Source organism: Shewanella sp. UCD-KL12, from assembly GCF_001957125.1.
In the GTDB taxonomy this organism is placed as follows: domain Bacteria; phylum Pseudomonadota; class Gammaproteobacteria; order Enterobacterales; family Shewanellaceae; genus Shewanella.
In genome coordinates, this window is the sequence record NZ_MPHJ01000001.1 from 64,454 (window position 1) to 76,877 (window position 12,424).

The following is a 12,424-nucleotide window of genomic DNA, read 5'->3' on the forward strand; positions in this document are numbered from 1 at the left end:
CAACTCAGCTAAATATCAATAATGCGCTGTTTAGCTAATTCCATTTTGCTTTATAATAAAGCAATTTTTACGTAAGAGCCATGAGGCGCCCTTGTCAGATCTTAGATTTCTTCAGTTAAAAGCTTGGCTAAACCAGATTTTTGATACACATGTAACGCTAGCATTGATCTCTGGAGATGCGAGTTTTAGACGATATTTTAGGCTGAGCCTTGATTCTAAAACTTATATCGTTATGGACTCACCACCTAAACTCATTCCTGTGACTCCATTTATTAATTTAGCAAAAGCCTATGAAAATAACGGTATTCTATCTCCTCAAGTCATTGAATCTAATGTTGAAGATGGGTTTTTAGTCTTAAGCGATCTTGGAGACGTACAGCTGCTCTCACGGCTAAATATCGATACTGTTAGTGGCTATTACAGCCAAGCCTTGTTGCTGCTAGATAAGATCTCAACAATAAAAAATGTCGGTGAAATAGCACTGCCTCTTTATGATTCAGCCTTTGTTCAGAGGGAGTTAGATATTTTTTCTGAATGGTTGATAAAACATCATCTAAATCTAATGCTCGATGTAGAAACTCAACAGATGATTGAACAAGCGTTCGAGTTCTTGGTGGTGAATGCAGACGAGCAACCTAAAGTTGGCATGCATAGAGATTTCCATAGCCGTAACTTGATGCTTACCCCAGTTACGGATGGCTCTGAACAGTTGAGTGTGATCGACTTTCAGGATGCGGTATTGGGCCCAGTGACCTATGACACAGTTTCACTATTAAGGGACTGTTATATCCGTTGGCCTGATGCTTTGGTGGAAGATTTGATGCAAAAACACTATCAACACCAAGTTGAAATTGGATTAATCGCAGCCGATGTTTCGCTATCAACTTATCGTCGATGGTTTGATCTTATGGGGTTACAACGTCACATTAAGGCTGCAGGTATTTTTGCTCGTTTAAACTATAGGGACAACAAACCTGCTTACATGGCTGATATCCCAATGACATTAGATTACATTGTAGATATTTCTGCACGATATCCAGAACTTGAAAAGTTCAGTTGCTGGGTTAAAGAGACTGTTATCTGCGAATTTAAGGAAAAAGCATGAAGGCGATGATCCTTGCTGCTGGCAGAGGAGAGCGATTGCGTCCCCTTACGGATACCTTGCCTAAACCTTTAGTGCCAGTATTAGGTAAACCGCTGATTGTCTACCATATAGAGCGCTTAGCAGACCTTGGGGTTAAAGATATTGTCATTAATCATGCTTGGCTTGGAGAGAAACTGGTTAATCAACTCGGTGATGGTAGTCAGTGGAGAGTCAATATTATCTACAGTGCGGAAAAAAGTGCTTTAGAGACAGGTGGTGGTATCAAGTTAGCCCTGCCGTTATTAGGCGATGAACCTTTTTTGGTGATTAATGGGGATCTGTTTATCGATCGCTTGCCTGAAGATATCGACTCTGCGCTGAACAAGCTTACCTCTGGGAAATTGGCGCACCTTTGGTTAGTCGATAATCCAGAACAACACCCCAATGGTGATTTTCCACTTCGTGATGGAGTACTCGCTCCATATTCAAATGAGGGAGAGTCGGCGTTGACCTTTTCTGGCTTAGGTTTATATCATCCATCTCTATTTGATAATACGCCATCCGGTGGGTTTCCTCTGGCCCCTTTATTGCGAGATAAGATGGCAGAACAAACGATATCTGGTAGTCATTTTGATGGCTTTTGGTGTGATGTTGGGACAGTTGAAAGGCTGAATAATTTAGAGAAAAGCTTGTTGAAGGCTAGCGGTTAGAGTAAGCGGCTAATATATTCTATTTTTATCTTGGTTTGACTATTTTCATGAGTAAGGTTTATTAATGCGTATTTGGGGTAAGTTCTTTGGTTTTGCCATAGGTTTTATGTTTGGCCGTATCATAGGTGGCTTGATTGGTCTTTGGTTGGGGCACCTCTATGATAAAAAGAGTGCTCAACTGAGTGGCATCATAGGTAAAGGCGCCAACAGACAGGCGCTGTTTTTTAATACAACCTTCGCAGTAATGGGACATGTCGCTAAGGCTTCTGGTCAGGTGACTGAAAACGATATACGTATCGCCACTATGCTGATGGATCAGATGCAACTTGAAGGCGAGGCAAGGAAAGAGGCACAAAAAGCGTTTAATGAAGGTAAAGCGAGTGACTTCGATGTAAAGGCTTGCCTAAAAACGTTCAGAATTATCTCTATGGGGCGCAGAGAGTTATTACAGATGTTTCTGGAGATCCAGATACAAACTGCACTTTCTGATGCTGAGCTTGACCCTAAAGAACATGCTATCTTACTTACCATTGCCCAAGAGCTAGGTTATAGCAGAAGTCAGCTTGATGAGCTGTTAAAGCGATGGCAAGCTGAGTTTAATTTCCATCGTGGCGGTGGGGGGAATCAAACTTCAATTAGTGATGCATATGACCTATTAGGTCTGAGCGAATCCTCATCGGATCAAGAGGTGAAGCGAAGCTACCGTAAGCTTATGAATGAACATCATCCCGACAAGCTTGTGGCTAAAGGATTGCCCGAAGAGATGATGGAGTTAGCCAAGCGTAAAGCACAGGATATACAGGCGGCCTACGATAGAGTCAAAACGGATAGAGGCATGCGTTAAATGGGTCAAATGAACTCATAAAAAGGGTCATTTGGGATAAGTAAAATAAAGAAGGGATTAAGGATGAACAAGCGTACTAAGTTATTTGTAGCCATGCTAGCTGGCTCATCAGGATTGTTTTCAACCTCGGCTTTAGCTGAGGTCTTCGTTGCTCCTTTTGCTGGTTATAGTTTCGCTGCGAGCGAGTTTGATGTGACTCAAACTGAAACGGATGAGCAAGGTAATGTAAAAATTGCTGAGTCTGCAAATTATGGCGTGATGTTTGGGGTAACGACAAAAGATCCGGGCAATATCTATTTTTTATATAGCAGCCAAAGCACAGATTTGCGTTCCGGTGGAAACTTCAGCCCTGACTCAATCACAGACTTGACCGTAGACTACTTTCATATTGGTGGCTCTTTATTCTTTCCCAATGGCAACTTGAAACCTTATGTAACTGCTAGCGTCGGTATGACCAATATGCGCCCCAGTGGCGACTACTCGAATGAGTCACGCTTCTCTATGGGCTTTGGTGCTGGTGTTGAATACGAAGTTACGCCTGCCGTTTCCCTATTTGCCGATGCGCGAGGTTATGCGACCTTTGTGAGCAGTGATAACGCACTGTTTTGCGATGGAGGCCATTGTGTGTGGAATATTCATGCAGATATTATGTGGCAGGGCCAAGTTAATGCGGGCGTTAAGTTAACATTCTAGAATACCGTTTCGGGAAGTATCAGATGAAGCTTGTTGTACTGGACAGTTTTACGCTTAACCCTGGTGACTTGAGCTGGGAAAGGTTAAAGGAGATCGGTGATTTACACTGCTATGATAGGACACCTGCTGAGCTAACTGTCCCTCGCTCGAGTGAAGCAGGAATTGTCTTTACCAACAAAACAGTGCTTGATAGCCAAGTATTGAATGCGTTACCTAAGCTGAAGTACATCGGAGTGTTGGCGACAGGCACTAATGTTGTTGATCTTGAAGCTGCAAGAAAGCGAGGGATTGTCGTCACCAATGTGCCTGCTTATGGCCCTGATGCTGTCGCTCAGATGGTCTTTGCGCATATTCTGCATCATACACAAAAGTTGGCACTGCACCATGATGCTGTTATACAAGGTACTTGGTCACAATGTGATGACTTTTGTTTTACGCTCTCTCCGCTGCAATCCCTTAAAGGTAAGTGCATCGGCTTGATTGGTTATGGCGCCATAGGGCAGAGAGTAGCAAATATCGCGCTTGCCTTTGGGATGAGTGTCAAAGTCAATACTCGCTCTAAGCAGATCCAATTACCCTGTGGTGTTGAGTGGTGTGAGCGAGGCTTGCTGTTTGAACTGGCGGATATTGTGTCATTACATTGCCCTTTATCGGTTAGTACTGAGAATCTGATCGACGGTGATACTCTCAAGTTAATGAAGGCGAGCGCCCTATTGATTAATACGGCCCGAGGTGGGCTTATCGATGAGCTGGCGCTTGCGCTAGCACTTGAGAAAGGGGAGATAGCTGGCGCTGGTGTTGATGTGCTTTCAACTGAGCCCCCCCAGGCTGACAATCCGCTTCTTGGTGCTAAAAACATCTCAATTAGTCCTCATAACTCTTGGGCAACCATAGAGGCAAGACAGAAACTCCTCGATATTGCCTGTGATAATTTGGCTCACTTTCTATCTGCTCAGAGAAACGTGCAAGATAAGTGTAATAACCAAGTGAATTAACGTTAGCTCTTATCATTAGTAAGCTTCATTAATTACCTTAGTTAATTAAAGTATTAAGAGAAGATTCATAATCTAGTCAAAGAGTCATTTCTATTAGTACTAAGGTACTGGCACTGAGGCTAACTATGATAAAACCACTTTTTTTTATTGCACTATTGGCGACAGCGAATGCTGTTGCGACTGAGGTTCCTGTCGCTGAAGATGAGGGAGCATGTAAATGTAACCGCATCACTATGACAGAGGCTGAATTTTTAGAGATGAAAGCTAAAACCACCGATATGCCAGTTATTGGTGCGTATCTAGATGATAAAACTGGAAAGGTTGTTGTAGCCGGAGAGGCTGAAACTTCATCTCCTAAGTGAGTGCCTGAAAATCAGAGACTTTCAGGCACGCTTTGAAGCGTTACAAAATAACTTGTACACAATTAGCTGATGTTTTAGCTTTGTCTATAGCGCTGGCTATATCTTCAGCTCTGGCTAGGGCAACCCCTAAACGCCGTTTGCCATCAATTTCAGGTTTACCAAATAGTCTGATCTGTGTGTTGGAGGCCTCAAGTGCCTGAGCCACACCTTCAAAGCGAATATCCTGAGAGCTCCCTTCTGCAAGAATGACAGCTGAAGCGCTAGCACCATGCTGCTCGATATTTGCAATAGGTAAGCCTAAAATAGCGCGTGCATGCAGAGCAAACTCAGATAGATCTTGGCTGATCAGGGTGACTAGGCCAGTATCGTGTGGTCGTGGTGATACCTCTGAGAAATAGACCTCATCACCTTTAATAAATAGCTCTACGCCAAACAAGCCATATCCACCAAGCGCTTCGACCACTTTTTTGCCAATCTCTTGAGACTTTTCGAGTACCACACTAGACATTGCCTGTGGTTGCCAAGACTCTCTGTAATCGCCATCCTCTTGCCTATGGCCAATAGCATCACAAAAGTGAATCCCATTTACCGCACTTACTGTTAGTAGCGTTATCTCATAATCGAAGGGGACAAAGCCTTCGACGATAACACGACCTTTACCTGCCCGGCCTCCCTCTTGGGCATAGTGCCAGGCGCTATCGACCTGTTCGCTAGAGTGGATAACGCTTTGTCCTTTACCTGATGAGCTCATCACAGGTTTTACGACACATGGAATACCAATTTTTTCAATAGCGGCTTCAAACTCAGCCTGAGTATCACAAAATACGTAAGGGGAGGTTGGTATGTCTAAGGTTTCAGCAGCTAGACGCCTGATCCCCTCTCTATCCATGGTGAGCTGCGTTGCCTTAGCGGTTGGAATGACATTAATCCCTTGGGCTTCCATATCCACTAAGGTTTGCGTCGCAATAGCTTCTATTTCTGGTATCACCAGGTGTGGCTGCTCTTGCTCAATGATACTTCTCAGTGCTTGTGGATCTAGCATATCGATAGTGTGAAAGCGGTGAGCGACCTGCATCGCTGGCGCATTTGGGTAACGGTCGACGCCAATCACTTCGACTCCTAAGCGTTGAAGTTCAATTGCAACCTCTTTACCTAGTTCGCCGCAGCCAAGCAACATCGCACGTGTTGCACCTTTTGAGTGGGGAGTGCCTATCATTGTGGGTACCTTAGTCATTATCGTTATGGTCAGTAATTAACTACAGTTTTTGCTGTTAATTATTTGCTGCTATTTTTTGGGGGCATTTTACCGATAACGAGCAGTAATAAAGTATCGGGCAGGAACAAGTGTGTGCTCGATCACCGAAACAGACTGTTCACACCTACGGCAAATAGAAAATTCACTGGCGTTGATAACAGAATGTTGAGAGAATGTTTTTTAATGTGTGGGGACTTTAACTAATAAAAATAATGATCTAAATATCAGTGGTTAGTGGAAAATATTTAGATATAAGGAGCTAAGGTGTTTTTAGATTACTTTGCATTGGGTGTGATCTTTTTCGTCGCTATATTTCTGTTTTACGGAATTATAGTCATTCATGATATTCCCTACGAGATTGCTAAGGAGCGCAATCACCCACAACAGGATGCCTTACATATTGCGGGGTGGGTTAGCCTGTTTACCTTGCATGCTATCTGGCCATTTTTGTGGATTTGGGCAACGCTTTACCGAGAGGACAGGGGGTGGGGCTTTAATAACGTTGTTCAGCGAGAGCTCGCTCTTGAGGATGAGGTCAAGCAACTCAATAAAACGGTAGCGCAGCTTGAATTACGGTTACAAACCATAGAGCAAGGAGCTGTTTCAACGCCAGCAGAGTCAACTCAATCAACCAGTGGGAAGGAGGCATAAGATGGATCTATTACTCATTCTTACTTATACCGCAATCTGTATTGCTATTTTCAAGATTTTTAAGATCCCGCTAAATAAATGGACTGTTCCAACGGCTATTTTAGGTGGAATATTCATTGTTGGTGCACTTGTTTTATTGATGAACTACAACCACCCATACTCTCCTTTCGCTAGGGAAGTATTTGTTACTGTGCCTATCAATCCCGCTGTACGGGGGATAGTGACTGAGGTTGAAGTTAAGCCAAATGTGCCAATTAAAAAAGGCGATGTACTGTTCAGATTGGATCCAACCCCTTTTGAGGCAACGGTTCAGCAAAAGCGAGCAGCTTTAGTTGCTGCAGAACTTGAAGTGCCTCAGCTTGAAGCTTCTTGGAATACTGCGACTGCGAGTGTTGCAAGAGCCGAAGCTGATAGAGATAGAACTAAGTCGGCCTATGATAGATATGCCAAAGGAAAGAAAAGAGGAGGGGCAAACTCTCCCTTTACTGAGCTTGAACTTGATAACAAGCGTCAGCTCTATTTAGGATCTGAAGCGACACTTTCAGCGGCAAAAGCTGAAGAGTTGCGAATGCGATTAGCTTTCGAGTCAAACGTCGATGGCGTGAACACTAAGGTGGCAGGAATTCGAGCTGAGCTTGATAAAGCCATATTTAACCTAGAGATGACCGTGGTGAGGGCGCCTGCTGACGGTATGGTCACTCAGATGTTGTTGCGTCCAGGCATTGTCGCTGTGCCTATGCCACTTCGCTCACTAGTCAGCTTTATTCCTGACGAGGAAAGGTATTTTGCTGGCGCATTTTGGCAAAACTCATTGCTTCGACTCAAAGAGGGAGACGAAGCGGAGGTTATCCTTGATGCAGCGCCGGGTCAGGTATTTAAAGGCCGAGTTTCTCAGGTTTTACCAGCGTTAGCTGAAGGTGAATTACAGTCTAGAGGCGTACTTGTTTCGTCAATGGCATTAATGCCAAGAGGACGAGCAATCGTGCTTATAGAGCTTGACGATCATGAAGCTAAGAAGCAGTTTCCTGCGGGTGTAGCGGGACAAGCTGCTATTTATACTGAACACTTCTCTCATGTTGCAGTGATGCGTAGGGTATTGCTAAGAATGCAGGGGTGGTTGAACTACTTGTTCCACTAGACCACTGACAGACTTAATTATTGATAGCAAAAGGGGCCATGTGTCCCTTTTTTTATCTGAATATTTAGCAGTAATTTAAGGGATTAGCATGCAAGATATTAGAGATCTGACTTCAGTGTTAAGATCGAACACGCCCATTGTGATCATAGAAACCTATGAGGAATACCGTGTTATAGAGTTGCTTAAAAGAGTCTCTGCGGTGCTGTATCAACCGCTTTTTACTTGGAGCATTACGCAAGGTTTAACCCGTGCTGACCTAGCCATGGGGACACAAAAGTTTAATAGTGAGCCTGCTGATATTCTAGGCCAGATAAAATCAACGTCACAGCAAGGGATATATGTTCTGTGTGACTTTCACCCCTTTGTCGATAATGCGCCTAAAAATGTCCGTTTACTCAAAGAGATTGCACTTGAATATGCATCCCTTAAGCACACAATTGTGTTGGTTAGTCATGCGTTTGAGATCCCGCCTGAAATTCAACGGTATTGCGCCCATTTTAGTTTATCGCTGCCAGATAGTGCACAACTTCAAAACCTCATTTATGAGCAGGTTGAGCAGGTCAAAAGCGAAGGTATGATGCTTAACGTAGATGACTCGGCTGTAGAAAAATTGGCGGATAATTTACGCGGACTGACGTTCGATGATGCAAAGCGTTTGTCACATAAGGCGATAGTCGATGACGGTGCCATCACTCATTCTGATATCGATATGGTTAATCAGGGAAAATTCAAGTTGCTCGATATGGAGGGAGTGCTGCAATTTGAGTATGACACCAGTAACTTTTCTCAAGTTGCGGGCCTACATAACCTTAAGCACTGGCTAGAGCAAAGAGCCCCTACAGCGCATACCGAAAACGTTGAAGATAAACCGAAGGGAATATTGCTTCTTGGGGTTCAGGGAAGCGGAAAAAGCTTAGCAGCTAAGGCCGTAGCGGGAATGTGGCAACGGCCCTTATTACGAATGGATATGTCTGCTTTATACAATAAATATATTGGTGAGACAGAAAAGAACCTACGCAGTGCATTGGAGCTAGCCGATCTTATGTCTCCCTGTGTGCTTTGGGTCGATGAGATAGAGAAAGGCTTGAGTAGTGGTAACAGTGATGATGGCACCTCTAAGCGTATTTTAGGTACCCTTTTGACTTGGATGTCTGAGAGAAAGTCTGATGTGTTCCTTGTCGCGACGGCAAATGATATTTCGGTGTTACCACCAGAGTTAATGCGAAAAGGCCGAATGGATGAGGTATTTTTTGTTGATCTGCCAGATGATGAAATTCGCCGTGCAATCTTTCTTATTCATACCAAACGCCGAGGGTTAGATATCTCTAGTTTAGACTTGAGTCCGCTATCTAAGGCGAGTGAAGGGTTTTCTGGTGCCGAGATTGAGCAGGCGGTGATATCGGCTATTTATACCGGTAAGGCAGCGAATAGGCTAGTCGATCAACACCTACTCATAGAGGAGCTAATGAAAACACGTCCACTATCCGTAGTTATGCGTGAAAAGTTGCAAGCTTTAAGGCTGTGGGCTTCAGGACGAACGGTTAATGCACATAAGTAGATTTTACATCTGCTTATGTTAATGAGAGTGAGAGTGCGTGCAAATGCTTAAACAGCATGATTTTTGATATCGATTTCACTGGCATAGGGCGGTTTTTTTTCGTTGAAGGCATTTGCTCTGTCAGTGCGAGTTAACAGTTAATCATCGATTAAACTCTTTTCTTTATCTATTTTCTATCTGTTTTAACTCTATTAAATGAACTCGCGATCTCCAGCGTTGATTTGTCCTTAACTTTATGAATAATTTTAATTCTGTATCAGGAAGATAAAGTAAATATAGAGCTAAGGATTATGAAATGAATGGAGTTCAACTCATATTATCAAAAGTCGCATTAAGTGGTTTGGTATTAATTTTTCTAACAAGTTGTGGGATGACTAATGCGGAGCAGTTAGAGAGAGATGCTTTAATAAGTAAAGGGATTGAGCAGCACCCCAGCAGATGCACGCGCCTTGATGAAAACTTGTTTGAGCATCATGTATATAATAACCGCCTAGCAAGAACCAAAATTATCAAAGAGCCTGTCTATCCTGAAACTGCGGAAAAACTAAGGGTAGAAGGATACGTATCACTCGAGTTTGACCTCTCTGATAATGGTAAGCCTATTAATATATCTGTTTTGAAATCCTATCCTGCAGGAGTATTCGATCAAGCTGGCATTGACGCGCTATCGACTTGGGTTTATCAAGGAGAGATGCTTCCTTGCCTTGGGGTGAGACTCGATTTTAGCTTGCCACCAGCTAGGTGAGCCACTTAGTACAATACGCACCAGCTAAGAGTATGTTGGTAGTCTTAGCTGGTGCGCGATCTTGTGTTACTGCTTATGGGGAGGGAAAAGTGCTAATATTTTGGCTACAGTGGCTCGAGTATCGGCCACCTTCTCTTCACCGCCAGCATCAAAGTTAAATTTATCTGTGCCACGCCAGATTAGCCGGTTAGTTTTTGGGTTAATGATATCTATTTGTATCGTCTGAATTTTTGCTGTGTCGCTACCGATGGGAACGCCCACACTCGTACCAATACTTACACCGCCGCTGCTCCCCCAAGTCCCTGTACCCAATCCAATGGAGACGCCTGAATCTTTAGGTTTATCTTCAACCTGAAATGAATAAGTCACGGTAAAGTCCGCTTGGTTTCTGTCGAGTACAAACCCTTGCTGTAACAAGGATGAGGTAATTGATTCTTCAATTCTTGTTGAACTCAGAGGATCGTTACTCTGAGCTGGAGAAAAGGGCGCAAAGGAGTGAAGTTGACTAAAATCAAACTCAGTATCGTAATCACTCTTAGGTTTGCTGGCACACGCACTAAGGAGCACGATTGAAACACACGCAGCAATTAATGTTGAAACTTTCATCTTTCTCTCCAAATAGAACCTCAATGCATAATTTGATATTAACTTGCTCTATATGCAAGGTATTTTATTATTTTACTACAGAACTTTCTGCGCGAAAAATAGCCAGTATGAGATAAATCAGTTATGGTTAAATTATGACAATTAAAACGAATCGGTAAAGAACGCTGATAATGATGGAGCAGTTAGAGTTTTTTGAGATCCCTAGTCCCTGCATCGGTGTGTGTCAAACCGATGCTCGAGGCTATTGTAAGGGCTGCCTGCGCAGCCGTGAAGAACGCTTTAATTGGCTAGATTTTTCGGATGCAAAAAAAACGGATGTTATCCGCCTTTGCAAGCAGCGTATGAGAAGAAGAAAATTAGCGATTTTAAAGGCTAAAAAGGCGCAATTGCAGCTTGAAAGGGCTGAACTTAATACATCACTAGATTTTGAAAAAACAGAGGAAAGTGAGGTTAACTTATCACTCGATGATTTTTCACTAGATTAGTTATTTATGCTTTGTGTTTTTGGCTATCGGCCAATAAAGCGTAAAGCAGGTCACTCCCTTCTGGCTTGTTAAACTCACTTTTCCCTTATGTTGCTCCATAATGCGCTTAATAATCGCCAGCCCAAGCCCATGACCTTTATTACCATTTTGAACTGATTTACTTCGATAAAAAGGTTCAAAAATCTTACTTTGATCTTCTATTGGTATTCCTTGCCCATCGTCAACAACCCTAAGTGATAGGTACTTGTGATCGAGTTGAATATCGATACTAATTGATTGTTCTGCAAAGCGCTGGGCATTGGTGATTAGGTTCTGTATTGCCCTTTCGATAAGTAGAGGATCGCCAAGAATAAATGCATCTTCAGTGTTGTTATTTAGGGTGATAGGCGCAGAAGTATCAGACTGAAGCTTTTCGATAATCTGCTCTGCTATCACATTAAGATCGCAATGCTCGAATTGTATCTCTTTTTGCTGCGATTCAAGGCTAGCGTAGGTCAATAGCTCCTGAAGCAGGTTTTCCATCTCCTTGACATCTTGCTGCATCTCCTCAAGAAACTCCGCTCTGCGGGCTTCATCTGAGTTGGGTAGGCAATACTGCGGCATCAAGGCTAATGCAAATTTTAGTCTTGCCAATGGCGTTCTAATTTCATGTGAGACCGCATTGGACAGATGCTTTTGGTTTTCAATCAAGGTACTGATTTGCCGTGACATCTCATTAAAGGTTAATGCCAGTGGCAGTACTTGAGAGCGAGGTGACAGCTCTATTTGTGTATCCCATTTCGCTTGGCCAAACTCTTTTGTCGCACTCTTCAATGTTTTGAGATCTCTTGATAAGGGCCAGACCCAAATCAGCGCAACAAAGGCCAGCGACAGATAGAAAAAGAGTGTGAACAGACCGCGCAACTGAGCGCGAGGATCTATCTCTACCGGGCCTGCAATTAAAACTTGTGTATCAACCTTAATAAAGTGCAGTTCATGCTCTTTGCCTTGGGCTGTGATCAGCACTGAGTCTGATGCAAGTTTATGGTTGTTAGGTAGGGCTACTTTGCTTGAATTTAGAAGTTTTAGTGGGTAGTCAGCGTTTTGCTCAAGCTGATCAATATAGCTACTGCGATCTTGAATGGGAAGTTTAGCAAGTATTTGAGCTAAAGCGATAAGTGGTGCATCCATTGCACCACTATCTTCGACACTGTTTTGCCAGATACTATCAAGAGTCCAGCCTATTCCTAGAAAGCTTAAGCTTACTAATAGGTACAGACTGATAAAGAGTCTTTTCAACTTTTAGTTCCGTATAAACT

General features: G+C 43.2%; 14 protein-coding genes. 11 read left to right on the forward strand and 3 right to left on the reverse strand.

The genetic code is table 11. The features are described 5' to 3' along the window. Window positions 1-91 precede the first annotated feature (91 nt). The 6 genes from BM736_RS00325 to BM736_RS00350 all read left to right on the forward strand — a co-directional run bounded on the left by BM736_RS00325 (window position 92) and on the right by BM736_RS00350 (window position 4,688). A complete protein-coding gene (locus BM736_RS00325; RefSeq protein ID WP_083699763.1) occupies window positions 92-1,105 on the forward strand; it encodes an aminoglycoside phosphotransferase family protein in 1,014 nt (337 codons plus the stop codon). Further along, window positions 1,102-1,794: an N-acetylmuramate alpha-1-phosphate uridylyltransferase MurU gene (murU, locus tag BM736_RS00330; RefSeq protein ID WP_076407447.1), complete on the forward strand. Its 693-nt coding sequence runs from the start codon at window positions 1,102-1,104 to the stop codon at window positions 1,792-1,794. Before BM736_RS00325 ends, murU begins: the two co-directional genes overlap by 4 nt. A 64-nt stretch (window positions 1,795-1,858) precedes the next feature. Then, the gene (djlA, locus tag BM736_RS00335; protein WP_076407448.1) at window positions 1,859-2,638 is read left to right on the forward strand and encodes a co-chaperone DjlA; all 780 of its coding nucleotides are present in this window, start codon (window positions 1,859-1,861) and stop codon (window positions 2,636-2,638) included. Between the two features lie 63 nt (window positions 2,639-2,701). Further along, window positions 2,702-3,331 carry an outer membrane beta-barrel protein gene (locus tag BM736_RS00340; RefSeq protein WP_083699765.1) on the forward strand — a complete coding sequence of 210 codons (630 nt, stop codon included), beginning with the start codon at window positions 2,702-2,704 and terminating at the stop codon, window positions 3,329-3,331. 23 nt (window positions 3,332-3,354) lie between these two features. Further along, window positions 3,355-4,326, forward strand: coding sequence for a D-2-hydroxyacid dehydrogenase (locus BM736_RS00345; protein ID WP_076407449.1), 972 nt, complete (start codon window positions 3,355-3,357; stop codon window positions 4,324-4,326). A 125-nt stretch (window positions 4,327-4,451) separates the two neighbouring features. Continuing rightward, window positions 4,452-4,688, forward strand: coding sequence for a hypothetical protein (locus BM736_RS00350; protein WP_076407450.1), 237 nt, complete (start codon window positions 4,452-4,454; stop codon window positions 4,686-4,688). 40 nt (window positions 4,689-4,728) lie between these two features. Here BM736_RS00350 and purT read toward each other — a convergent pair whose 3' ends face one another. Beyond that, complete coding sequence (purT, locus tag BM736_RS00355) at window positions 4,729-5,904, reverse strand: formate-dependent phosphoribosylglycinamide formyltransferase (protein ID WP_076407451.1); 1,176 nt, start codon at window positions 5,902-5,904, stop codon at window positions 4,729-4,731. Between the two features lie 303 nt (window positions 5,905-6,207). Between purT and BM736_RS00360 the strand changes: the two genes are divergently transcribed. The 4 genes from BM736_RS00360 (at window position 6,208) to BM736_RS00375 (ending at window position 10,035) form a co-directional block, all read left to right on the forward strand. Then, complete coding sequence (locus BM736_RS00360; protein ID WP_076407452.1) at window positions 6,208-6,594, forward strand: DUF3302 domain-containing protein; 387 nt, start codon at window positions 6,208-6,210, stop codon at window positions 6,592-6,594. A 1-nt stretch (window position 6,595) separates the two neighbouring features. Further along, entirely contained in the window at window positions 6,596-7,732 is a 1,137-nt protein-coding gene (locus BM736_RS00365) for an HlyD family secretion protein (protein WP_076407453.1), read from the forward strand. A gap of 88 nt (window positions 7,733-7,820) precedes the next feature. Next, entirely contained in the window at window positions 7,821-9,290 is a 1,470-nt protein-coding gene (locus BM736_RS00370; RefSeq protein ID WP_076407454.1) for an AAA family ATPase, read from the forward strand. A gap of 295 nt (window positions 9,291-9,585) precedes the next feature. Beyond that, on the forward strand, window positions 9,586-10,035 hold the full coding sequence (locus BM736_RS00375; RefSeq protein WP_076407455.1) for an energy transducer TonB: 450 nt from the start codon (window positions 9,586-9,588) through the stop codon (window positions 10,033-10,035). A 66-nt stretch (window positions 10,036-10,101) separates the two neighbouring features. Here BM736_RS00375 and BM736_RS00380 read toward each other — a convergent pair whose 3' ends face one another. Then, window positions 10,102-10,641, reverse strand: coding sequence for a DUF4136 domain-containing protein (locus BM736_RS00380; protein WP_076407456.1), 540 nt, complete (start codon window positions 10,639-10,641; stop codon window positions 10,102-10,104). Between the two features lie 173 nt (window positions 10,642-10,814). On the opposite strand from BM736_RS00380, the gene BM736_RS00385 reads away from it, so the two are divergent. After that, the gene (locus tag BM736_RS00385; RefSeq protein ID WP_179078996.1) at window positions 10,815-11,126 is read left to right on the forward strand and encodes a DUF1289 domain-containing protein; all 312 of its coding nucleotides are present in this window, start codon (window positions 10,815-10,817) and stop codon (window positions 11,124-11,126) included. On the opposite strand, the gene BM736_RS00390 is transcribed toward BM736_RS00385, so the two are convergent. After that, a complete protein-coding gene (locus tag BM736_RS00390; RefSeq protein ID WP_076407458.1) occupies window positions 11,127-12,404 on the reverse strand; it encodes an ATP-binding protein in 1,278 nt (425 codons plus the stop codon). Window positions 12,405-12,424 lie beyond the last annotated feature (20 nt).

What these genes read in the sequence shown, in the direction of transcription:
- BM736_RS00365 (WP_076407453.1), top strand. Translation starts at nt 6,596, where the DNA reads ATGGATCTATTACTCATTCTTACTTATACCGCAATCTGTATTGCTATT.
- murU (WP_076407447.1), top strand. Translation starts at nt 1,102, where the DNA reads ATGAAGGCGATGATCCTTGCTGCTGGCAGAGGAGAGCGATTGCGTCCC.
- purT (WP_076407451.1), bottom strand. Translation starts at nt 5,904, where the DNA reads ATGATAGGCACTCCCCACTCAAAAGGTGCAACACGTGCGATGTTGCTT.
- BM736_RS00345 (WP_076407449.1), top strand. Translation starts at nt 3,355, where the DNA reads ATGAAGCTTGTTGTACTGGACAGTTTTACGCTTAACCCTGGTGACTTG.
- BM736_RS00370 (WP_076407454.1), top strand. Translation starts at nt 7,821, where the DNA reads ATGCAAGATATTAGAGATCTGACTTCAGTGTTAAGATCGAACACGCCC.
- BM736_RS00350 (WP_076407450.1), top strand. Translation starts at nt 4,452, where the DNA reads ATGATAAAACCACTTTTTTTTATTGCACTATTGGCGACAGCGAATGCT.
- BM736_RS00375 (WP_076407455.1), top strand. Translation starts at nt 9,586, where the DNA reads ATGAATGGAGTTCAACTCATATTATCAAAAGTCGCATTAAGTGGTTTG.
- BM736_RS00340 (WP_083699765.1), top strand. Translation starts at nt 2,702, where the DNA reads ATGAACAAGCGTACTAAGTTATTTGTAGCCATGCTAGCTGGCTCATCA.
- djlA (WP_076407448.1), top strand. Translation starts at nt 1,859, where the DNA reads ATGCGTATTTGGGGTAAGTTCTTTGGTTTTGCCATAGGTTTTATGTTT.
- BM736_RS00380 (WP_076407456.1), bottom strand. Translation starts at nt 10,641, where the DNA reads ATGAAAGTTTCAACATTAATTGCTGCGTGTGTTTCAATCGTGCTCCTT.
- BM736_RS00385 (WP_179078996.1), top strand. Translation starts at nt 10,815, where the DNA reads ATGGAGCAGTTAGAGTTTTTTGAGATCCCTAGTCCCTGCATCGGTGTG.